22 protein-coding genes and 1 riboswitch are annotated in these 23,471 nt (G+C 36.9%); of the genes, 21 read left to right on the top strand and 1 reads right to left on the bottom strand.

Annotation, left to right across the window (positions count from 1 at the left end; translation table 11 throughout):
• Position 1: 1 nt before the first annotated feature.
• On the bottom strand, positions 2–1,108 hold the full coding sequence (gene dprA / locus KKC91_02655) for a DNA-processing protein DprA (protein MBU0477452.1): 1,107 nt from the start codon (positions 1,106–1,108) through the stop codon (positions 2–4).
• Positions 1,109–1,235: 127 nt separating this feature from the next.
• Here dprA and KKC91_02650 point away from each other — a divergent pair, with 127 nt between their 5' ends.
• The 21 genes from KKC91_02650 to KKC91_02550 all read left to right on the top strand — a co-directional run bounded on the left by KKC91_02650 (position 1,236) and on the right by KKC91_02550 (position 23,445).
• On the top strand, positions 1,236–2,279 hold the full coding sequence (locus KKC91_02650; GenBank protein MBU0477451.1) for a Fic family protein: 1,044 nt from the start codon (positions 1,236–1,238) through the stop codon (positions 2,277–2,279).
• 166 nt (positions 2,280–2,445) lie between these two features.
• On the top strand, positions 2,446–2,736 hold the full coding sequence (locus KKC91_02645; GenBank protein MBU0477450.1) for a hypothetical protein: 291 nt from the start codon (positions 2,446–2,448) through the stop codon (positions 2,734–2,736).
• A gap of 230 nt (positions 2,737–2,966) precedes the next feature.
• A complete protein-coding gene (leuS, locus tag KKC91_02640; protein MBU0477449.1) occupies positions 2,967–5,426 on the top strand; it encodes a leucine--tRNA ligase in 2,460 nt (819 codons plus the stop codon).
• Between the two features lie 16 nt (positions 5,427–5,442).
• Positions 5,443–5,548: riboswitch (TPP riboswitch) on the top strand.
• Positions 5,549–5,598: 50 nt separating this feature from the next.
• Positions 5,599–6,381: a sulfide-dependent adenosine diphosphate thiazole synthase gene (locus KKC91_02635; GenBank protein MBU0477448.1), complete on the top strand. Its 783-nt coding sequence runs from the start codon at positions 5,599–5,601 to the stop codon at positions 6,379–6,381.
• Positions 6,378–7,637: a phosphomethylpyrimidine synthase ThiC gene (thiC, locus tag KKC91_02630; protein MBU0477447.1), complete on the top strand. Its 1,260-nt coding sequence runs from the start codon at positions 6,378–6,380 to the stop codon at positions 7,635–7,637. Before KKC91_02635 ends, thiC begins: the two co-directional genes overlap by 4 nt.
• Entirely contained in the window at positions 7,624–8,568 is a 945-nt protein-coding gene (gene thiL / locus KKC91_02625) for a thiamine-phosphate kinase (protein MBU0477446.1), read from the top strand. The genes thiC and thiL overlap by 14 nt, the downstream gene beginning before the upstream one ends.
• Positions 8,546–9,247, top strand: a complete 702-nt coding sequence (locus KKC91_02620) for a hypothetical protein (protein ID MBU0477445.1) — start codon at positions 8,546–8,548, stop codon at positions 9,245–9,247. Before thiL ends, KKC91_02620 begins: the two co-directional genes overlap by 23 nt.
• A 141-nt stretch (positions 9,248–9,388) precedes the next feature.
• Positions 9,389–9,901, top strand: a complete 513-nt coding sequence (locus KKC91_02615) for a prepilin-type N-terminal cleavage/methylation domain-containing protein (protein MBU0477444.1) — start codon at positions 9,389–9,391, stop codon at positions 9,899–9,901.
• A gap of 3 nt (positions 9,902–9,904) precedes the next feature.
• Positions 9,905–10,927 (top strand): lipopolysaccharide heptosyltransferase II, encoded by a 1,023-nt coding sequence (waaF, locus tag KKC91_02610; GenBank protein ID MBU0477443.1) that lies wholly within the window; start codon positions 9,905–9,907, stop codon positions 10,925–10,927.
• A complete protein-coding gene (locus tag KKC91_02605; protein ID MBU0477442.1) occupies positions 10,900–12,147 on the top strand; it encodes an O-antigen ligase family protein in 1,248 nt (415 codons plus the stop codon). The genes waaF and KKC91_02605 overlap by 28 nt, the downstream gene beginning before the upstream one ends.
• Positions 12,125–13,198 carry a glycosyltransferase family 4 protein gene (locus KKC91_02600; protein MBU0477441.1) on the top strand — a complete coding sequence of 358 codons (1,074 nt, stop codon included), beginning with the start codon at positions 12,125–12,127 and terminating at the stop codon, positions 13,196–13,198. The genes KKC91_02605 and KKC91_02600 overlap by 23 nt, the downstream gene beginning before the upstream one ends.
• Before the next feature lie 3 nt (positions 13,199–13,201).
• Complete coding sequence (locus KKC91_02595) at positions 13,202–13,921, top strand: polysaccharide deacetylase family protein (protein ID MBU0477440.1); 720 nt, start codon at positions 13,202–13,204, stop codon at positions 13,919–13,921.
• 109 nt (positions 13,922–14,030) lie between these two features.
• Entirely contained in the window at positions 14,031–15,041 is a 1,011-nt protein-coding gene (locus KKC91_02590) for an AsmA-like C-terminal region-containing protein (protein MBU0477439.1), read from the top strand.
• Positions 15,041–16,411 (top strand): CCA tRNA nucleotidyltransferase, encoded by a 1,371-nt coding sequence (locus tag KKC91_02585; GenBank protein ID MBU0477438.1) that lies wholly within the window; start codon positions 15,041–15,043, stop codon positions 16,409–16,411. Before KKC91_02590 ends, KKC91_02585 begins: the two co-directional genes overlap by 1 nt.
• The gene (locus KKC91_02580) at positions 16,411–17,505 is read left to right on the top strand and encodes a glycosyltransferase family 4 protein (protein ID MBU0477437.1); all 1,095 of its coding nucleotides are present in this window, start codon (positions 16,411–16,413) and stop codon (positions 17,503–17,505) included. The genes KKC91_02585 and KKC91_02580 overlap by 1 nt, the downstream gene beginning before the upstream one ends.
• Before the next feature lie 53 nt (positions 17,506–17,558).
• A complete protein-coding gene (locus KKC91_02575; protein ID MBU0477436.1) occupies positions 17,559–19,229 on the top strand; it encodes a PAS domain-containing protein in 1,671 nt (556 codons plus the stop codon).
• 101 nt (positions 19,230–19,330) lie between these two features.
• Entirely contained in the window at positions 19,331–20,185 is an 855-nt protein-coding gene (locus KKC91_02570; protein ID MBU0477435.1) for a fructose PTS transporter subunit IIA, read from the top strand.
• Positions 20,186–20,279: 94 nt separating this feature from the next.
• Entirely contained in the window at positions 20,280–21,401 is a 1,122-nt protein-coding gene (locus KKC91_02565; protein ID MBU0477434.1) for a glycosyltransferase, read from the top strand.
• 32 nt (positions 21,402–21,433) lie between these two features.
• Complete coding sequence (locus KKC91_02560) at positions 21,434–21,856, top strand: PilZ domain-containing protein (GenBank protein ID MBU0477433.1); 423 nt, start codon at positions 21,434–21,436, stop codon at positions 21,854–21,856.
• Positions 21,857–21,875: 19 nt separating this feature from the next.
• Positions 21,876–22,268 carry an FxsA family protein gene (locus KKC91_02555; GenBank protein MBU0477432.1) on the top strand — a complete coding sequence of 131 codons (393 nt, stop codon included), beginning with the start codon at positions 21,876–21,878 and terminating at the stop codon, positions 22,266–22,268.
• Between the two features lie 4 nt (positions 22,269–22,272).
• On the top strand, positions 22,273–23,445 hold the full coding sequence (locus KKC91_02550; protein ID MBU0477431.1) for a glycosyltransferase family 4 protein: 1,173 nt from the start codon (positions 22,273–22,275) through the stop codon (positions 23,443–23,445).
• Positions 23,446–23,471: the final 26 nt, after the last annotated feature.

Below are 23,471 nucleotides of genomic sequence, written 5' to 3'. Positions count from 1 at the left end.
CTTATATCCTTATGAACATTTTACCCGGAACTTGCTTTATAATCTTTTTAAGCTCCAAGGTCAAGAGAATCTGCGATAGAGTACCTATTGAGAATTGCGTCTTATCCATAATCCCATCTATATGAACAGGTTCATCGGACAGAGTATCATATATCTTCTTTTCCTCCGGAGATAGATTTGCCGGCTTTAGAGGTATATTCTCTCTGATTTTTTTACGCGTTATTTTGTTCGTGTACATTGCTGGCTGGAGTTCCGAAAGTATGTCCTCAACACTCTGAACAAGTTTCGCTCCATGCTTTATTAATCCATTCACGCCTTCTGAATTCTGCGCGTTGATTTTTCCCGGTACAGAGAAAATCTCCCTGCCTTGTTCTAAAGCAAATCTGGTTGTAATAAGTGATCCACTGCGGGCTGAGGCCTCAGTAACAATTACTCCCAGACACAGTCCGCTAATTATCCTGTTTCTTCTTGGAAAGTTCTCTCTTGACGGAGAGGTTCCCATGCCAAACTCTGAAATCAGAGCTCCCTGTTTCTGAATTTGCTCAGCAAGTTCCTCATTCTCTTTTGGATATACAATGTCAACCCCGCAGCCTAAAACAGCAATGGTCCTGCCTCCTGCGCTGAGAGCTGCCCTGTGAGCAATGGAGTCTATTCCTCTTGCCATTCCGCTCACAATTATAAAACCCCGCGCGGAAAGCTCTGCACTCAGTTCTTTTGTGATCTTTTCGCCGTAGGGAGAGGCTTTTCTTGTCCCAACTATAGCTATTGACGGAATAAACTCAAGAGGAGAACTGGTTTTAATATAGAGCACTGCTGGCGGAGAATGAATATTCTTTAGATAAAAAGGATACTCATCATCCAGAATTGTAATAATTCTTATTCCTTTCTCTTTGATTAAAGCTAATTCCCGCTCTATATCAACAATTCTTTCCCAATGTATTATGCTCTCTAAAAGGTTTTTTCTTAGACCGCTGATTTTCTTTAACTCACTCTCTGACGTTTCTAATATTGCTCCTGGCTCTCCAAGTTTATCTATCAAGTTTTGTATGCCAATTGGCCCCAAGCCGGGGAGTAAATTCAAAATTATAAGCGCTGTACAATTATCCATGCCGATACTTTATATAAATTAAATTTAAAATACAAGAAAAACCAAAATCACATCTCCAGATGAAGCAATCTCTTGGCGAGAAATAGAAGTTGATAATTGTCTATGAATCGTCTATAATACGTCTATTATGTTTCAGCCTAAATATACAATTACAGACAGACTTCTTTCAAATATCAAAAGAATAAGCGAAATTATTTTTGATCTCAATAGCCGCAGTTTTCCAAAGGTTGTTTTAGCCAGAATGGAAAGAAAAGCCAGAGAAATGTCGGCATTTTCATCTACCAGCATAGAAGGCAATCCCTTGCCGCTCACTGATGTCAAAAGGATTTTAAAAAACAGGCCCGAACATATCCGTGATAGTGAAAAAGAAGTTTTGAATTATAATAGCGCCCTCGTTGAATTGAATGAATTAACTGCAACAAAAAAGGCGGTCTTTGACTTGCCTTTAATTTTACATATCCAAAAAATCATTACTCAAGATTTAATCGCTAACTATAACTCAGGCAAGATAAGACAAGAACCAGTTTTTGTGAATAATCCACAAACCCGACAGACTGTTTACTGGCCGCCTGACCAAGAAGAAGTATTAGCGCTGCTCAATGATCTGCTCAATTACATTAATAGGAATCAAAATAAAGTCGATCCCCTAATCTTGGCAGGCATCTTCCATAAACAATTTGTTATCATTCATCCTTTTACAGACGGTAATGGACGTACGACTCGTTTAGCTACTAAAATACTACTCGCCAAAATGGGATTGGATACTTTTAACCTTTTTAGCTTTGAAAATTATTACAATCAAAATGTCAGCAAATATTTTCAAGAAGTCGGAGCTTTTGGCAATTATTACGACATCAAAGATCAAATTGATTTTACTTTCTGGCTGGAATATTTTACTGACGGACTTATTGATGAATTACTTAGAGTCATCAAAGAATTAACTCGGGAGACGATATCTCCAAAGACAGAGCTGAAAGATTACCACAAAAAAATAATTTATTACATTAAAGAGCATGGTTACATCACTGGTCGCGATTATGCTAAATTAACCGATAGAGCCAAGCCAACCAGAAATCTTGATTTTAGAAAATTGATAGATTTGAGAATTATCGAAAAATTGGGCAAAGGCAAGGCAACATATTATAAACTTCTAACAATGCCTATCTCTTAATGGAGGCAAATATTCGCTTTGCTAACGCCCGCAATGACAAAAACGCTGTAATTCTTTAGTTTTGTGCTTTTTTTGTTCAGAAAAGTGTGATATTCTAAACAAAATAGAGAAAGATAATGCAAAAAAGAAGTTTGTATATTAATTGTTATGTACAAGGAGGTATGAAATGAAAAACGTAATTTTTACAATGCTTATAGCCAGCAGTCTGCTTTTTTTGACTGGATGCAATGAACCAAAGCAAATTACTGGTCAAGAATTCATGGAAATGCTAGCCAGAAATCCAGAATCCATGCGTTGTACAAAGTTCGTTGCAGTGAAAGATGACAAGGCTATTCTGAAAGTTTCCGAGATGTCCACTCTGAATCAGAAGAAATGGAAAGACACATATTTCATAACTTCGGTGGATGATTTACCAAAAGATTGGCTCAAAAAAAATGAACCAAGTACACATGAATAATTACAGAACACGTCTCTTGCACCGGACCTCATAAACTCGGCCGGTGAAGAGCACGTTATAACCCATAAGTTATTTCTCCCCAGAGCAGATCATAAGAATCTGCTCTTCCATCTCTGAAAAAATTGGGGCGACTCTTGATATAAATCCGCTTGACTTTTCATCCTCTCGCAATATACTTAATTCTGCTCTGATATCAATTAATAATTGAAAATTAAAAATTAGCTGTTAACATGTATCCATTTAAAGAAATAGAAAAAAAGTGGCGGCCAGTATGGCAGAAGATGGATCTGTATGCCACAGGTAAAGACAAAAACAAACCAAAGTTTTACTGTCTGGACTTTTTCCCCTACCCTTCTGGCGATGGTCTGAGTGTCGGGCATTGCCGTAATTACATCCCGTCAGATGTTGTAACCAGACTAAAAAGAATGCAGGGATATAATGTGCTGCATCCAATGGGATGGGATGGTTTTGGCCTTCCGGCAGAAAACTATGCGTTAAAGATGAAAATGCATCCGGCAAAAACTACTGCTCAAAATGCAGCAAACTATAAACGCCAGTTTAATCTAATTGAAGCAAGTTATGATTGGACAAAGGAAATCAATTCTACGGATCCTGCTTATTATCGCTGGACACAGTGGTTTTTCTTACTGCTTTTCAAAAGAGGGCTTGCATATCAGGCTATGGGTTCCCAGTGGTGGTGCCCTTCATGCAAAACAATTCTGGCAAATGAACAGGTAGAAGCAGGAAAATGCTGGCGCTGCAACTCGGATGTTACAAGAAAGGCCCTAAAGCAGTGGTATTTTAAAATAACAGATTATGCAGACCGGCTTATCAATGACCTGGATAAGGTTGACTGGCCTGAATCTATAAAAATGATGCAACGCAACTGGATTGGCCGCAGTGAAGGGACGGAAATAATATTCAAGACTGTTGATACTGGTGGAAACAAACATAATATTCCTGTTTTTACAACAAGGGTTGATACTATATACGGCATTACGTTTATGACACTTGCTCCGGAACATCCTCTTGTAGAAAAGCTAACTACATCCGAACAAAAAAACAAGGTAGAAGCGTATGTTGAAGAATCGCGCAGAGAGAGTGAAATAGAACGTCTATCTACAGAGAAAGAAAAGACAGGCGTTTTTACAGGCTCCTATGCAGAAAATCCATTTAATGGTGATAAAGTGCCAATCTGGATTGGGGATTATGTTCTTCTTTCCTATGGGACTGGCGCAGTGATGGCAGTACCTGCGCATGACAAAAGAGATTTTGCTTTTGCTAAAAAATATAATATTCCCATTAAAGAGGTTATAAGCCCTGATGGGAAAGAACATGTGTTAGGGGATGCATATGTTGAATATGGAATAATGATAAATTCAGATCAGTTTAATGGTTTATCATCAGAAGAGGGGATTGAGAAGCTTAGTGAATTTGCTAAAGAACACGGATTTGGCGGTAAAAAAATTTCGTACAGATTCAGAGACTGGCTCATATCCCGTCAAAGATATTGGGGAGCGCCTATTCCCATAATTCAGTGTAAAAAATGCGGCATAGTTCCTGTGCCAGAGAATGAACTCCCGGTATTGCTGCCGGACATTGAGGATTTTCAGCCAACAGGGACAGGCCGTTCTCCTCTGGCAAAGGTAGATGATTTTGTAAATACTAAATGCCCAAAATGCGGGGGGCCTGCACAAAGAGAAACTGATACAATGGACGGCTTTGCATGTTCTTCATGGTATTTTCTGCGATTTCCAAATCCGGATTCTTCAAGAGCTCCTTTTGATAAAGAAAAGGTCAAGTATTGGCTGCCTGTAGATTTATATGTTGGCGGCGCAGAGCATGCAGTTATGCACCTTCTATATGCGCGCTTCTGGACAAAAGTGATGTATGACGAGGGATTAATAGAATTCGATGAGCCATTTAAAGTTTTGAAAAATCAGGGAATGATGCTTTCCCATGATAATCAGAAGATGTCAAAGTCAAAGGGCAATGTTATAACCCCGGACAGTGTGGCAGAAGAATTTGGAACAGACGCTCTCAGAGCGTATATTCTGTTCATGGGTCCATTCGACCAGGAAGTAAAATGGGAACAAAAAGGAATAAAGGGAGTATCTCGTTTTCTTAACAGAGTATGGGATATCGTGCTTGAGGCACAGAGGCACAAAGGGACAGAGGCACAAAGAAGGGATAACAAGAAAGATAAAATATTAAACATGTGGATACACAAGACGATTAAGAGGTTTACCGCTGATATTGAGCGTCTTCAGTTTAATACTGCTGTTGCTGCTTTAATGGAGTATATCAACTATTTATATGAGATTAAGAAGGATAAAGAAGTTACATCCTCTAAACTGTGGATAGAGGCTTTGGAAACATTGATAAGATTATTGTCCCCTGTTACTCCTTTTCTATCAGAGGAACTGTGGCATGTTACGGGGCATCAGCATAGTATCCACAAGCAGGTGTGGCCTGAGTATAATGAGGACGCGATAAAAGTTGATGAAATTGAGATCGTTGTGCAGATTAATGGGAAGATAAAAAGCAGAATGCAAATAAGCACGAATCTCAGCGAAGAAGAAATCAAAAAACTTGCTCTGGATAATCAGTGTATAAAAGAAATTATAGCCAATAAAACAATTCGGAAGATATTTGTAGTTCCTGGAAAATTAGTTAATATTGTAATTTAGTCATAAAAGAATTATAATAAAAATCTGGGGGAGCGTAGAGCTGAGAGTTCCGAAAGTATTCGGAAGACCCCTTGAACCTGTTGGGATAATACCCGCGTAGGGAACGGAAAATAAATTAGAATTGGTTTTAATCTGTTCCTGAATGGAGCAGATTTTTTTATGGAGGTGAAAAATGTTGGATGAAACAATAATCTCAAAAGCTATACTGGAAACATATAACAAGAAGCTTATAAATTGTCTGAACCTTGATGTAGCAATTGCAGGCGCAGGGCCTGCAGGCATAGTAGCTTCCTATTATATGGCAAGAAAAGGATTACATGTTGCAATATTCGAAAGAAAACTCTCGCCTGGCGGAGGTATGTGGGGAGGAGGCATGATGTTCAACCAGATCGTTGTGCAGGCAAACGCTTTAGGTATCCTTGATGAGTTTGACATTTCATATAAAGAATATCAAAAAAATTATTACGTAGCTGATTCAGTTGAGGCAATGTCAAAGCTTCTGGCAAAAGCAATGTCTGCAGGTGTAAAAATATTCAACTGCATATCTGTAGAGGATACTGTAATTATTGACAATACCGTAAAAGGATTTGTTATTAACTGGTCTTCAGTAGGGATTGCCAACCTGCATGTTGATCCTTTAACTGTTAAAAGCAAATACGCCATAGAGGCAACAGGGCATCCTCTTGAAGTATTGACCGTGCTTGAGAAAAAGGCCCGTGTAAAGTTAGGAACAAAGACAGGTAAAATAATGGGAGAAATGCCCATGAATGCAGATAAAGCAGAAAAGGATACAATAAAGAATACAAAGGAGATATATCCCGGATTATTTGTGGTTGGCATGGCAGCAAATGCGGCATTTGGAGGACCCAGAATGGGGCCCATTTTTGGAGGAATGCTGCTATCTGGTAAAAAAGCATCAGAGATGATAATAAAGAAACTAAGGGGAAACGTATGACATTACTTGAGGCGGCAAAGAAGCATATCATTACAAATGATATAAAAATAGTAGCTAAAAAAGAAGGGATAGACACAAATAAGTTAGTTCAAAGAATCGCTGCAGGAGAAATAGTTATTCCTAAAAGCAAAAAGCATAAATTCTCTCCAATAGGTATTGGGTCTGGTTTAATGGTAAAGATAAACGCAAATATAGGTACGTCTCCAAAGGATGCAGATATTAAAAAGGAGTTGAAAAAACTCCGTGTTGCAATTAAGTCTGGCGCTGATGCAGTCATGGATTTAAGCACAGGAGGCGATCTGAATAAGATACGCAGGACAATTATTAAAGAATCAAGCGTACCAGTGGGAACTGTCCCTGTTTATCAGGTAATGGTAGAAAAAAAGCATATTGCTAGGATAAGCAAAGAAGATATATTAAATACAATTCGAATACACGGTGAGCAGGGGGTTGATTTTATAACTGTTCACTGCGGATTCACAAGAGATTGCATTCCTCTGTTGAAAAACAGAATAACCGGTGTTGTGTCCAGAGGAGGAACTTTTATAATGAGATGGATGCAGTATCACGGCAGGGAAAATCCGTTATTTGAGTATTATGATGAGGTCATGGACATAGCAAAAGAATATGATATGACTCTGAGTCTTGGGGATGGCCTGAGGCCTGGATGCATTGCAGATGCAACAGATAAAGCACAGATAAAAGAACTTAAGAATCTCGGTATATTAGCTGAAAGAGCTCGGAATAGAGGGGTTCAGGCAATGATAGAAGGGCCCGGACATATTCCATTGAATCAGATTGAGAAGAACATAAAGCTTCAGAAAAAATATTGCAAGAATGCGCCGTTTTATGTTCTTGGCCCGCTTGTAACAGATATTGCGCCGGGATACGATCATATAACATGCGCAATAGGAGGAACCCTTGCTGCATATTATGGAGCATCTTTTCTATGTTATGTTACTCCTGCAGAACACTTGAGCCTGCCGACAGAAGCCGATGTAAAAGAAGGTGTAATTGCCACAAAGATAGCTGCGCATGCAGCGGATGTGGCAAGGGGACATAAAAAAGCTTTGGACTGGGATAGGAGAATGTCTGTAAGCAGGAAGAAACTGGATTGGGAAGGCATGATAGCTCTTTCAATAGATCCTGAAAAAGCAAGGGAATATAGAAAACACAGCAGAATAGGTAAAGATGAAGAGTGCACAATGTGTGGAGAGTTTTGTGTAATGAAGGACTGGCAACGTGACAAAGCTTAGCGGAGAGTTTGAGTTAATAAAACATATTGCTGCTCGCGCAGTAAGAAAGGAAGTAATCTGCGGCATAGGAGATGATGCTGCTGTAATAAAATATGGTAACAAGTTTCTTTTATTAACAACGGACACTATTGTTGAACATGATCATTTTTCTTTTTCCTATTTTACACCTGAGCAGATTGGCATAAAAGCCATTGAAAGTAATTTTTCCGATATTGCTGCAATGGGAGGTGTGCCTTTGTATGTATTGGTTTCTCTTGTATTAAAATCTGATTCAACAATGCATATGGTTGAGGAAATATACAAAGGGATGAGAAATAGGTGCAAAAAGCATAATGTCGATATAATAGGAGGCGACACTACACACGGAAATGCGAATGTTATTACTATAACTTTGATAGGCGAAACAGATAAAAAACATCTTTGTATGAGAAAAGATGCAAAGGCGGGAGACCTTATATTTGTAACAGGGCTTCTCGGCGCATCAACAGCAGGCTTGCATCTTTTCAGAAAAGAAATAAAAGGATTTGAAGTGACTAAAAGATGCCACACTACCCCTCAATCAAGGCTGGATGTATCATGGGAGATTGCAGGCTATGCCAATGCAATGGAGGATATAAGTGACGGGCTTGCCTCTGAGCTCAGAAATATCTCCGAGCAGAGCAAATGTGGAGTTATTATATATGCAGATAAGGTTCCCATAAATGACCAAACTCATATGGCTGCTCAGGCTTGTGGAGAAGATGCTTTGGATTTTGCTCTTTATGGAGGAGAGGATTTTGAGCTTGTTTATACTGTTTCAAAAGAAAGAAGCAAAAAAGCATACGGCTACTGTGTCGGCGAAATTACTAAGGGTAAGGGTATTTATCTGAAAAAAGACAATAGACTAACAAAACTTACGAAGTTTGGATATGACCATTTCAAAAAGCAATAATCCATTTAAAATAATTCCAGTTTCTATTTTGCTGTCCTTATTGTTAATTAGAACTAGTTTCGCACAAACTACCGGCTCAATATCAGGTACAATAGAGCCAAAAGAAAAAGTAGTCAGTATACACGCATTGGTTAGAGCAACGGGACCTTTTAACAAAGATGGCAAGGGAAATAGATACAAAGCCGATTTCAACAAAACTACAGGCGGATTCTCCATAGAAAACATCCCTTCCGGAACATATGATATTTCTGTAATAACACATGATCTAGCCATTGAGGGAGTAAATCTTAGGGTGGAGGGAAATGGAGTCCCTTTGAGCTTACTTGAGAAAAGAGCAATCAGTAAGAAAATAGAAGAGGAAAAAGACTTTTTCGATTCAAAAAAAGTGATAATGTTTCAGGGAAATATCTATACTGCAAAAGTGCTTGTAGAAAAACACAGGGATAGAAAAACTTCCATGGGGAAGAATTTTGCGTTCAGGAGATTTGACATTTATACGTTCAAGAATTTTGATGAGGATTGGAAACCGATCAAGAATGCAGATTTTGTCTTAAGAGAAGCAATAGATAAAAGCAAGCCAAATCAGGATATAAAAAGAGCATTTGCCTCTCAGCTTGGAGGAATTGTTGTTGAATCAGGGAAAAATACCACCATTTCTATTTATCGCATTCCGAAATAGCTTTTACATCCCCCTGAATCCCCCTTCAAAGGGGGACGGTCTCGCTTGAGACGAAATTAGGGGATGTTCTCAAATTGATTTGCCTTGAAATTCAACCTAACTATTTGGTATATTAAATGTAATTAAGGGAGGATAATTGATATGATAAAGTTTTTTGGCAAAAGAACGGGGTTTACGCTTGTTGAGATGCTTGCTGTAGTTGCAATAATAGCTCTGCTTGCAGGCATGCTGCTTCCGGCTTTATCAAAAGCGCGGATAAGGGCAAGGGTTGCAAAAGCTAAGGCAGAAATGATAAATATCAGGGTGTCTCTGGAACAATACTATGCAGATTACTCCACCTATCCGACAAACTACAGAGTTACAGATACTAAAGGATTAAACAAATTAGTAGAGGATACAAAAGCCTATATGAGCAGCGTTCCAACAGATCCTTTCCCTGCGAATGATGGGTATGCTTACTACAGATATTATTGTAATGATGAAGTGGAGGACACCGATGATACAGCGACAGCATGGGTGCTTTTTAGTGTTGGTCCAGATAAAGTCCCTAATGGTACAGTTTATAGCGATTTTGTGGATGCTGGCGTCCTTCAGAACGAATACTCTGCAGGAAATGACGATAATACTGGGAATATATATTTGCAGGGGCCGTAAAAATTGAGGAGAAAATTTCTAATCATCAAACCCTCCTCAATGGGCGATATTATTCACGCTCTGCCAGTACTTGCAACATTGAGAAAACACTATCCTGAAGCAGAAATCACATGGATTGTTAAAAACAAATTTTCTGATTTATTAGCAGGGAATCCTGATCTAACAGATGTCATTCCATTTGATAATAGTGGTTTTTTGCAATTAATCAAAATACTGCGCAAAAAGAAGTTTGATGTAGCGCTGGACCTTCAGGGATTATTCAGAAGCGGAATTTTAGCTTATTTCAGCAAGGCAAGCCATAGGATCGGCTTCAGTAAGATTAACAGTCGCGAATTGAGTCATATATTCTACAATCATAAAGTAACTCCGCCTCAAAAAGCTGTCCATGTAGTGGATAAAAACATGAGCCTGCTTGAACCGCTGGGCATATCTGAATATATATATAATTTTAAAATTCCTATATCCGCACAGGATTTAAGATTTGCAAAGGATTTTTTTGCATCAAGAAAACTAGTTCCAAAAAAAGATAAAATCATCATGCTAAACCCCGGCGCTGGATGGCCGACAAAGCGCTGGCCAGCTGAAAACTTTCCGCGTCTTGCAGATAAATTAACAAAATGTAGCAGTGCTAATAGCAATGCTAATGCAAAGGTAATTATGTCATGGGGGCCCCAAGAAAAAGAGTTAATAGAAAATATTAGAAGCAACATGAACGACAGAATTGCAATAATGCCTCAATCTACTATAAAACAACTTGCAGCAATAATTAAGAGCTGTGATCTTTTTGTTGGCTCTGACACAGGTCCTACACATCTTGCAGCTGCATTAGAAGTTCCTGTTGTTGGCCTGTATGGTCCGTCAGACCCTAAAAGAAATGGCCCGTATGGAACAAAGAATATTATTATTCAGAAAGATATACCATGTGCCTCGTGTTGGAAGAGAGAATGTGGTAAAATTGATTGCATGAAAAATATATCCGTTGATGAGGTTTTTGAAGCATGCATGAAACTACTCGTGACGAAATAAAAATGAACAGCTCAAAAATATCCATTATATGTAACATAATTATTGAGTACAGCATGCTCCTTTTAGTTTTTATTATGCCGTTTAAGCATACTGCATCTATTGAATCAGCGGCTCTTCTTATCCCTCTCATTGCATGGATAGTAAAACTGAAATATGTTCCTGATGCGCATTTTATAAAAACACCTCTAAATTTCCCTATTATGTATTGGGGAATTGTTGTTGTGTTAGCCTCCATTGGTTCCATAGCTCAGACGTATAGCTTTTATGAATTCAGGTCACAGTTTTTGAAACAAATTATTCTATTTTTTATTGTAATAAATAATATAAGGACCAAAAAACAGATACTGAAAATAGTATACATATTAGCTATTTCGGCATGTGCTTTTTCCATATATGGCATATCTGGCTATTTTAATAACACATTGACAGAGTATGGAAGAGCTATAGGCGCCTTTGACAGCTATAGCCGTTCAGCAATGTATTGTATACTTGTTATCCCTTTAATTCTAATAGTGTTTTTTCATACCAAAAACAAATATATAAAACTTGGTCTAGTTTTATCTGCCCTCTTAACAGGTATATTATTAGTGCTAACTTTCACTCGCGGGCCATGGGTAATACTATTTGTTATTCTCTTAATATTACTGTTCAAAAAAAGTAAGAAGATGTTAATAGCCTTCTTAGCAGTATTGCTACTTTTGGGCCTTTTTTATGCCCCGGTTACTGAAAGAGTAAAATTTACATTTGAGGTTAAAGAAGGTATTAACCGAGCTTTATCCGGACGCTTAACATTATGGCATAATAGTCTTCAGATTATAAAAAAACATCCCGTGCTAGGTGTGGGATATGGGCCGAATATCTTTAGAAAAATGTATCTACATCCGGAATATAAATTCTATATTACTGATCCTCATGGCAATTTCCAGCAGTCAGATGCACACAATCTCTATTTGCAGATCCCTATAGAGACAGGGATAGTGGGCATTGTAGTTTTTATGTATCTCTTAGCAAGACATATAAAATGTGCTTATAAGTCATACATGCATACAGAAGACTATTTTAAAAAGGACATATTATTCACAATTCTTCTGACAATTATTGGTTTTTTAGCTTGCAGTATTTCCGGATATTTTTATGAAGATAGAATAGGACTTATGTTTTGGTTATACATGGCTATATCCATAGGTATAGGAACTAATGAAAAAGAAAAACACGCCTAGCAGAATTGTATTTTTCCCAAAGGGCGATTATAGCATACCAAGCACAAGATACAGATGTATGCTTTTTGCTAGGGAATTGAAAAAGTACGGATTTTCTACTTCTATAATGTCTCCACGCCTGATACTCAAAAAGAATATATGCATTGAACGATACAGAGAAGCAATAAAGTCGATAAGAGAATTAAACCAAAGTCGCAAAAATACTATTATTTACGCTCAAAGAACTGTCTATCAGTCAGACTTTATAAGATTTCTATGGGTATATAAAAAACTATTTAATATAAGTGTGGTCTTTGATTTTGATGATGCAATATTCTTAAGGCGTAAGAAGCGCACAAACCGCATGTTAAAGATTGCAGATGTTGTTATTGTTGGGAGCCACTTTCTGGCTGAGTATGCTCAAAAATGCAATGATAATGTTTACATTATGTCAACAGCTATTGATACGGATAAATTTAAGCCTGCATACCTGGAGAAAAAAGCTGAATTTAAAATAGGCTGGGTTGGGGATGGAAAGACATATCAGGATGACCTCATAATGCTGAAGAAGCCTTTAATATCTCTTGCAAGAACCCATAATATAATGTTTGAGATAATAGGCACTAAAGACTGCCATAAACTAAAGGAAGCTTATGGAGAATGTGAACATTTAAAAGTTGAGATGATCGATTGGATGGAACCTGATGAGATACCCTCTGAATTGATAACATTCGATGTAGGGGTGTATCCTTTACTGGATAATGAATGGAATAAGGGGAAATGCGGCCTTAAAGCCCTGGAGTATATGTCTACAGGTATTGCTGCTGTATGCAGTAATATAGGTGAAAATAAGTATTTTATAAAAGACGGAAAAGATGGACTTCTGGCAAGAACCCCTGATGAATGGGAAACTAAACTCAGGAGTTTAATTGAGAACAACCAACTTAAGGAACAAATAGCTATAAACGGAAGAAAAACTGTTGAAGAAAAATACTCCATACGTGTTGCTGGAGAAAAACTTGCAGAAATATTAAAAAACAAATTCTGGAATAATAATAGCATGGAGGAATGACCTATGAGTAGGATACCAATCCTTTTCTATCATAAAATTAATTATCCCAATCCTAAAGCCACAGAACAATGCCTGTACGTAAGACCGGAGGATTTTGAAAAACAGATGAATCTTCTTAAAAAATGGAACTATATGACTGTTTCACTTGATGAGGTCATTGCGAGCACTAAAAGAAATAAAGAGTTTCCTCAAAAACCTGTCGTAATAACCTTTGATGATGGCTATCTTGACAATTATACATACGCATTTCCCATTATGAAAAATCTGGGCTTTACAGGTACGGTTTTCTTAACAACAGATGCAGTTGGCAAAACTATGGCTTTTGATGAAAGCAAAGAAAAGGTTCCAGAGAAATTTATGTCATGGGAAAATGCAAAGAAGATGATGGCATTTGGATTTAGTTTCGGGTCTCATTCATGTACACACAAACGTATGACTGGATTAACAGATGAGGATGCATGGGACGAAATAACAAAATCAAAACAAATTATTGAAGAAAATCTGTCCCAGCCGGTAAAATACTTTTGCTATCCATACGGAGATTACAATGAAAATACAAAGAATTTTCTTGCTCAAGCCGGGTACAAAGGAGCATGCACAACAAAAAGAGGTATGAATCATACAACTGAAACCATATTTGAGCTGCGAAGAATACCTGTAAAGAATAATACAAACATGTTGAAATTTGTTTTCTCCATTACCCTTAAGTATATAAATAAATAAACCGCAAGAAAGAATCGAAATGCCCAAATTTAAGAAAGCTCTTTATATTGTATTTTTTATCTTCATTATCCTATTTATATGTTACAGACTGATTGGAGTGATCGGAAGCTTGTATATTAAGAGAGTTGTTAATAAAATTTCGCAGAATAGAGTTCATGTTGAGAGAGTACAGATAGGATTTGATCTTCACTCTGCAAATGTCTCAATCAAAAATTCAACCCCTGCCATTCCTATTGATTTTACAGGTAAAGTTATCTTGGAGAATAACATGACAAGCTTTGAAATAGAAAAGGGCATATATGATGACATAAAAATCGTTACGCCACATCTGCCACTCTATATAAAAGACAGGATACTGCATATCCATAGGATAAAATTAAAACTAGCAGAGGGGGAAGCTGAGCTTTCAGGTAAACTTAATTTTTCTTCCCCATATGGCATTGAATTTGATTCAATATACAAAATAAAAAATGTTGATATCCAAAAACTGGCTCCAAAGTTTGGCATTAAAAATCTTACATTTAGTGGAGTGCTGAACTGCGAGGGAAATATAAGAAGCCGTGGCAAGTCTATTGATGAAATAAAAAAGAACCTGAACGGAAATTTAGATATAATATTAAATAATGGATATTTAACTAAACAACATATATTCGTTAGAATGTTCACTCTTATTAATATGTATGATGTAATAAAATTAAGACTGCCTAAAATGGATGAGGAGGGAATAAAATATAGTACAGCCACGGCTAAAGCAGTAATAAATTCTGGAGTAATTAATGTAGAAAGTCTATATATTGACGGCGAGAGAATGAGAATTTCAGGCAAAGGCGATATTGATATGGTTAAAGAGTCAACAGATATGATTTTTGGAATTGAGCTGATGCAGATTGTTGATGAGGTGTTGAATAAAATACCAATTTTGGGTTATATTATAACAGGAGAGGATGGGAACTTACTTGCTTTCTATGTCAGATTAAAAAGGAGTAAAGGCGGACATTTAAAGGCAACAGTGGTTCAGCATGAATTACTGGAAGACATGACATTAGGATTGTTTCAGCGGTTGTTAAATTTGCCGTTAAAGATGATGACTCCTATTATGGAATATATAAAGACAAAGTAATGCTAAAAATAGAAAATAGAATAATACAGAGTATTTTTAGAATCTTCAGCCAGGCAGGGAAATCCGTATATCTTGTTGGGGGCTCAGTGCGCGATCTGTTAATGGAAAAGCCTCTCAATGATTACGATTTTGCTACCTCTGCAACACCTTCTGAAATTATCAAAATTCTACGAAATAGCAGGATAAAAACATATCCTGTCGGCATAAATTTTGGAACAGTCGGCGCATTCATAGACAAAGTTGAATTGCATATTACAACATTCAGGAAAAAAGAGATATACAGAGGTATTAGCAGAAAACCGGATGTGGATTTTGGAAGCAATATAATGGAGGACTTAGAGCGCAGGGATTTTACAATAAATACGATAGCGATAGGCGCTGCTGACTCAAAAATAATTGATCCTTTTAAAGGAAGGGAAGATTTAGAGCAAAAATTAATCAGAACACCTAAGAATCCAGACACTGCATTTGCAGATGATTCTCTGAGAATTCTAAGAGCATTAAGGTTCCAATCTCAATTAGGATTTGAGATTGAAGAGAAGACTCGCTCATCCTTAAAAAAGAACGCTTACAGACTGCTGAACCTCTCGAGTGAAAGAATAAGAGATGAAATGACTAAGCTATTACTTGGAAATCATTTGGAACTAGCGCTGGAAAATTTGATGAAAAACGAAGTGATTAACTACTTCATACCAGAACTTGTTCCTCTGAAGAACCTGCATGAAGATAGCCAGCTTCATCATAAGGACGTATGGATGCATACAGTAAAAGTTGTTAAAAATTGCCCTTTAGATGAGAAAATCAGATGGACTGCACTGCTTCACGACATAGCGAAACCATACGTAAGAACAATAGATGAGAAAAATGTGCATTTTTATAGGCATGAAGATTTAGGCGCTAAGATGGCATGGGGAATCCTTACAAGACTCAGATTCTCCAATCAGGATCGCAAGCACATATGCTTTTTAATCAGGAAACATATGAGAGCAAATCTTTATACTTCTCTATGGACAGACACCGCAGTGAGACGGTTTGCAACCAAGATGGGGGATAAGCTCTCAGATATTCTCAGTATTTCTAAGGCAGATATAACATCATACAAGAAGGAGAGGGTTCGAAAAAAGCTGGAAGAATTATCTGAGCTTGAGGGGAGATGTGAGGAGCTGATTTCAGCAAAAGAATCCAAATTTCCAATCACCGGAGATGAGTTAATGGATAAATTTAATCTTTCCCCATCTCCTTTAATAGGGAAAATGAAACATAAGATACTTGAAGCTATTACAAACGAGACCCTGCCAGAGAATAGTGAGAATAAAGAGTTATATTTTGAATACATTAAGAAGGCATTTAAGAAGGAACTTGAGATATAGTGCGAACTATCTTACACATAAACGCAGGTGAGGTTTGGAGCGGGATAGAGCAGAGAATATTCTCAATCAGCAGATTGCTTAACAGTGATCAGTTTAAAATAATTCTAGCTGTGTCTCCGTCAAGCCCATTATGTAAAAAAGCAGGTTCGTATAATATCCCGTTATTGTCTCTTAAAATAGGCAAATGGAAATTTAACCCGGTAGTTATATGGAAACTGTCAAGGTTTCTAAAAACTCATAAAGTTGATATCTTGCACACACACCGTTCATCAGACCACTGGATTGGTGTCTTGGCTGTTAGATTATTTGGTTTGTCCGGTCAATGCAAAATTATCCGCACACGCCATAATTTCACAAGAATAAAAAACAACTGGATAAACAATAAACTTTATAAAGAATGGACAGATAGAATAATAGCAGTGGCTGAAGTAATAAAAAGACAGCTAATTGATGAAAATAACATTTTCAAGAATAAAATCATTACTATTCATAGTTCTATAGATGTAAAAAAATTCAATGACAACTTTAGTGGAGAAGCTATACGCAAGGAGTTTAGTATTGCTTCTGATACAGTAGTTCTAGGCATGATAGGCAGATTGAGGGAACATAAAGACTATCCGAATATGTTTGAGGCACTAAAGATTATTATTAAAAGAGTTAGGAATATTAAATTACTGATTGTTGGAGATGGAATTCTGGAATCGGAACTTAAAAGCATGGTTCAAAAAATGGAATTAAGTAATTACGTTATATTCGCAGGTAAAAGAGAAGATATCCCCCGAATCCTCTCAGAAATTGATATATTTGTGCTTTCTTCTTCTGTTGAAGGATCTCCTGCTGTAATCAAGGAAGCACTTATTATGGAAAAACCTGTTGTTTCAACTAATGTAGGCGGAATTCCCGAGATAATCCAGGATGGAGTTACAGGCATTTTAGTTTCGCCTCATAATCCAGAAGCTTTAGCCAATGCTATTCTTGATGTGATAAATAATAGACACAAATTCTTAGAAATGGCAAGAAAAGGAAAACAAGTTATCATAAATGAATTTTCAGAAACCAGACTTGCACAGCTGACAGCGAAGGTGTATCGATGACGAATATATCCAAATTAAAAAGTGCGGAGAAAGCTCTGCAGGAAAGCGAAAACATGTATAGAACGCTCCTTGAGAATCTTCCGCAAAAAATATTTCTTAAAGATAAAAACTCAGTTTATATCTACTGCAACGAGAATTATGCCAGGGACTTAAAGATTAAAGTTTCAGAAATCGTCGGAAAGACGGATCACGATTTTTACTCTAAGAAATTAGCCGAAAAATACAGGATAGACGATAAAAGAATTATAAAATCCGGAATAGCAGAAGATATTGAAGAAGAGTATCTTCTGGATGGACGAAAAGTATTTGTTCATACAATCAAAACACCTGTTAGGGATGATAAAGGAGGCAATATCGTAGGAATATTGGGTATCTTCTGGGATATTAGCAAGCAAAGGAAGACGAGAAAGCAATTGGATGAAAGTGAGGAAAGATATCGGCTCTTATTTGAAACTTCACGTGACGCAATAATGACACTTGCTCCGCCGTCCTGGAATTTTACTTCAGGAAATGCTGCCACGCTTGAACTGTTCGGCGTGAAAGATGAAGAAACGTTTGTTTCTGCGCCTCCGTGGAAGTACTCTCCAGAGTTTCAGCCGGACGGACAATCCTCCATAAGTAAAGCAAAAAAAATGATTAACATAGCAATGGAAAAAGGATCAAACTTTTTTGAGTGGACGCACAAAAAGCTGAATGGCGAGGACTTCTTTTCCACCGTTTTGCTGACAAGAATAAGTATCGGAGAAAAAACTTTCCTGCAGGCGACAGTCAGAGATATTACAGGGCGCAAGAGGATAGAGAAGGAATTAAAAAAGTACCGCGATCATCTGGAAGACATGGTCGATAGTCGTACAGCAGAACTTGAAAAGGAAATCACTGAACGCAAACTCACAGAGGAGGAGCTGCGTAATAGTAAAAACAAGTACAAAACACTTCTTGAGAATCTTCCTCAGAAGGTATTTTTATTGGACAGCAATTTGGTTTTTGTCTCTTGTAACGAAAGCTTTGTACGAGACAAAAAAATCAGGCGTGAAGAAATCGCAGGAAAAACAGATTATGATTTCTTTCCAAAGGAACTGGCTGAGAAATATAGAGCAGATGATGAAAGGATTATCAAATCCGGAAAAACAGAAGAAATAGAAGATAAACGTGTCATAAATGAAAAAGAATTCATTGAATACACAGTCAAGTGTCCTGCTAGGGATGAACGGGACAACATCGTTGGGCTATTGGGTATTTCTTGGGACATCACCGAGCGTAAGAGGACAGAGAAGATGTTGAAAGAGACGGCAGCAAAATTGCAGAGACAAAAATCGGCTTTGGAGCAAAAAAACATTGCGCTCAGCGAAATCATAGCGCAGATTGAAGTGGAAAAGAAAAAGATGAAAGATAATATAGCGGCTAATGTAAGTGAATTATTGTTTCCAATTTTAGAAAAGCTTGAATTAGAGAAGACTGCCGGTAAATATGTTGATTTATTAAAAAACCATTTAGGGGAATTGGTGTCTTCGTTTGGCCGTAAAATAAGAGGGAAAAGACTTAATCTAACTCCCAGGGAAATTGAAATCTGCAATATGATAAAGGGCAAGCTCACAAGTAAAGAGATTTCCGGGCTTTTAAATATTTCTTACCAGACAGTTGAAAAACACCGCAAAAATATCAGACGCAAAATGGGAATACACAAAAAAGATATCAACTTAACTTCCTTCCTCCAAACCATTTAGCGGGTATTTTATATACCCATTATCCACCCGCAGAATCCCCATTGTTTATATCTTCTTATAAAATTAGAATACATACGTGACACAAGAAAGCTGGAGAACGGATGAGTCTTTCTGATTTCATGCGAAAAGAGTTAGTTCTTCTTGATCTCTTGTCTGATAAAAAAGAAGACGTAATCAAAGAGTTAATATCTCCAATCATAAAAAAGGGGCTTGCCAATTCAGAAAATGCACTGCATAAAGCCGTTTTAGAGAGAGAAGCGCGCGGCAGCACTGCAATAGGAAATGGGGTTGCTATTCCGCATGCAGAAACATCTTCTATTAAAGAAAAAATTATCGTTTTTGGAAGATCAAAAAAAGGCATAAGTTTTGATGCAATCGATAATGAGCCTGTAAATCTTTTCTTTATGATCATTTCTCCAAGCAGAGAAATTTGTCCGCACTTGAAAACTCTAGCCAGAATATCCCGCCTTCTTAGAAATAAAGCTTTCAGGGATGCTTTGATGAATGCTACGTCTTCAGAAGACATAATAAAACTAATTGCTATGGAGGAAAAACCTCCTGCGGAAAGAAGCGATATGAATAAACACATAGAACAAGAGCGAAGGAAATATCCGCGATATGCTGTTGGTGAAGCCGTTGAGTTAAGATTGCAAAAAGATTCAGAAAAACATCTGATTGTATACTATGGCTATACAAAAGATATAAGTCTTGGCGGGATCTGTATAACGCTACCAAAGCATAAGGATACAAACGACTCCAGAATAAAAGAAGATATAAAACTTAAAGTGAGAATTCCTTTGTTGGATGTCAAAAAATATTTAGAAATAAATGGACAGACAGTCTGGCGCTTACAGAAAAAAGAAGATTACAATATTGGGATACAATTTATCTCAAACGATAAGGAAACAGAAACCGCTCTTTCTCGATTTATTGATGAAATAAAAACCTCTTCTTAAATTTCGCACTGCATTCTTTTATCGATACCCATTTTCGCTTCAGTTTGTCACTTAGCTTGACCAAATTAGTACTTGTCTATACAATAACGCTGCTATGAAAAAGCTAGTTAGAATTCTCCGCATAGTCCCTTCTCTTGAAATGGGTGGCGTTGAAAGAACACTGACATCCGTACTTCCAAGATTAGATAAAACAAAATATAAAGTTTATGTATGTTGTCTTTTTAGACGAGATAAATTGGCAAATGATATAGAATCTTTAGGTATCCCTATTATAAAATTTAGAATGAGAGCACGACTAGATTTTGATGGAAGATATATAGGAGGAATAGTAAGACTTGCTGCTCTTATCAGAAGGATGAAAATAGATATTGTACATACTCATCTATATAGAGCAAACCTTGCAGGAAGAATAGCTGCCAAATTAGCAGTAGTACCAGTAATAATAGCTAATGAACACAATATTGATTCATGGAAGAAATTTCCTCAGAGATTGAGTGACAGAGTATTAGCAGGAATTACAAATAAAATTATTGCTGTGTCTGAGGCAGTCAAAGATTTTTATGTTAAAAAAATAGGAATATCTGAAGATAAAATTATTACAATTTATAATGGAGTTGATATTCCAAAATTTCAAACTTATGTGAATATAAACAAAAAAAGGGAAGAATTTGGGATAAAATCAGATGATAAAGTTATAACTACAATAGGACGCTTGCATCAACAGAAAGGACACGTTTGCTTTTTAAAAGCAGCCCAAATAATAGGAAAGAAAAACCTAAATGTAAAATTTTTAATTGTAGGTGATGGCCCACTGAAGAAGCAGTTAAGAAGTATGTCAGAGGATTTGGAGATTAGCAAAAATGTAATATTTGCAGGTTTGAGAGAGGACATTCCACAAATTCTTGCAATGTCAGATATATCTGTTCTGACTTCTTTAAGAGAGGGATTCTCAATAACAATTCTAGAATCCATGGCTGCTGGAAAACCTGTTGTTGTAACAGACGTTGGAGGTAATAGTGAAGTTGTAAAACATGGAGAAACAGGATTTATCATCCCGCCTCAATCTCCTGAAGACCTGGCTTTATATAGTCTCAATCTGATTAATAATCAAGAACTGGCAAAAAAGATGGGAGAAGAAGCAGAGAAAAGAGTGTTAAACTTTAGTATTGACAGAATGGTTGAAAAAACAGAGAATTTGTATGATTTTTACACTTAATAGTGGTAATCCAAATAAAAGGGAGTAGTGATATGTTTTTCAGGAAACGGAGACATGAAGACAAAAGAAGGTATGTCAGGCTTGAGAAAGCGTTTAGTGTAAAATACGGGATTGTCAAGCTTGATAAAGAACTTCCTGTTCAATATGGCCTGTTAGATTCTGTTGAATTAGAATATAATGGGCATACAAAAGATATCTGTGAAGGAGGACTATGCCTGGAAGACGAGGATTTAAAAGAACTTTTAAAGGCAAACATAAAAGAAGGAACGGAGTTGAAACTAATAATTTCAATTCATGGCGAAAATAAGGAAGAGATTAACACTGTTGGCAGAGTTGTGTGGATAGACTTAAAAAGAGATGTATGCGGAATAGAATTTATATCTGTTCTGTATGAAGACCGCCTGAAAATCCGCAACTATGTCAGAGATGAATACTTTAAAAGCTATAAAAAATGAATTGCTGTTCTAACTAGCTATGTTCTTTTACCTGCTTTTGCTCTTTACGCTTCTTCCAATGACAGAGCTGGTTCTGCTAATAAAAATCGGCCGTCACATTGGCCTCTTAAATACAATTTTAATTGTTGTTACAACGGGTATTTTTGGCGCTTCACTTGCAAGATGGCAGGGATTAGCAGTAATTAGAGAGGTTCAAAATCAGCTTTCTGTTGGTATTATGCCAAAGGAAGAAATTCTGGATGGAATAATGATACTAGCAGGAGGACTTCTCTTGCTCACCCCCGGCTTAATTACAGACTTTATTGGATTAGTAGCCATAATCCCTGTTACGAGAAAATGGATAAAGTATTTAGTGAAGAAAAAACTTGCTCGAATGATAGATGAAGGCAGGTTTCAAATAAACAGGTTCTGATTATATGAAAATAGCATACCTCTGTGAAGACAGCCAAATTCCAATAATGGGAGTAAAGGGGGCTTCTATTCATATACGCGAAGTTATTAATGCGCTAATTAAATTAAATCACGAAGTATCTGTAATCGCAACAAATAAGGGCGCAGAAAACCATGAAAATGGGCAATATGCGATTCACGAAGTATCCCCATTTACATCAAAGAAATTGGGTTCTGATCTAAGAATGGCAATTACGAGCGGCAAGCTCTACAAAAAAGCCATGATCCTATTTAACAATGCAAAGCCAGATTTAATCTATGAACGATATGAGCTTTATGGAAGCGCAGGCATGAAGTTAGCTCAAAAATTTAACATACCATTTATGTTAGAGGTTAATGCAGCGCTTTTGCGGGGTCCTAAGCGGAGATTGAATTTCAGACCTTTAGCCAGATACGTAGAAAATAATATATTCAGAAGCGCTGGGGCAATAATTATAACGACAGATAATCTTAGAGACTATGTTATCAGAAAAGGGGTAGATAAAAACAAGGTTTTTGAAGTCCCTGATGGTGTAGATTCCGAAAAATTCAATCCGAAGATATCCGGGATTCCCATTAGAAAAAAATACAAACTTGAGAAAAAACAAATTGTGGGATTTGTTGGAAGTCTCAGCAAAAGGCAGGGTCTCTCTCTACTTCTTGATGTAGCAGCAAAATGCAAACAGCAAATACCAGATATTCACTTCCTTATAGTCGGAGAGGGATTCGAAGAACACAAATTAAAAAAATTTGTTAAAAGTAACAAATTAGAGAATATTGTTACTTTTACTGGCGCTGTTTCACATAACGATATACCCACATATATTGCAGCAATGGATATAACAGTTCTTCCCAATATGAGTATTTACAGCTCTCCCGTTAAAATTTTTGAATATATGGCAATGGCTAAACCTACTATTGCCCCGGCACAAGGCCAAATGAATAGATTCTTTGAAAATGAAAAAGAAATATTATTAATCAAGCCTGAGGATAAAGAAGAACTCCTGACCAATATTATAAAACTTGCTAAAAATACTATTCTTAGGGGAAAATTAGGTTCTAATGCAAGACGAAAAATAGTAAATTACTATACCTGGAAACACAATGCAAAGCGTATCTTGGAGATTTATGAGAAAATAAATTGCAAAAATAGAAAGTAACTACTAAAATGCAAGGGAAAATATAA

Source organism: bacterium (assembly GCA_018812485.1).
GTDB lineage: Bacteria > JAHJDO01 > JAHJDO01 > JAHJDO01 > JAHJDO01 > JAHJDO01.
Note: the sequence above shows the minus strand (reverse complement) of the source record. Positions and strands in the feature narration are given on the sequence as shown.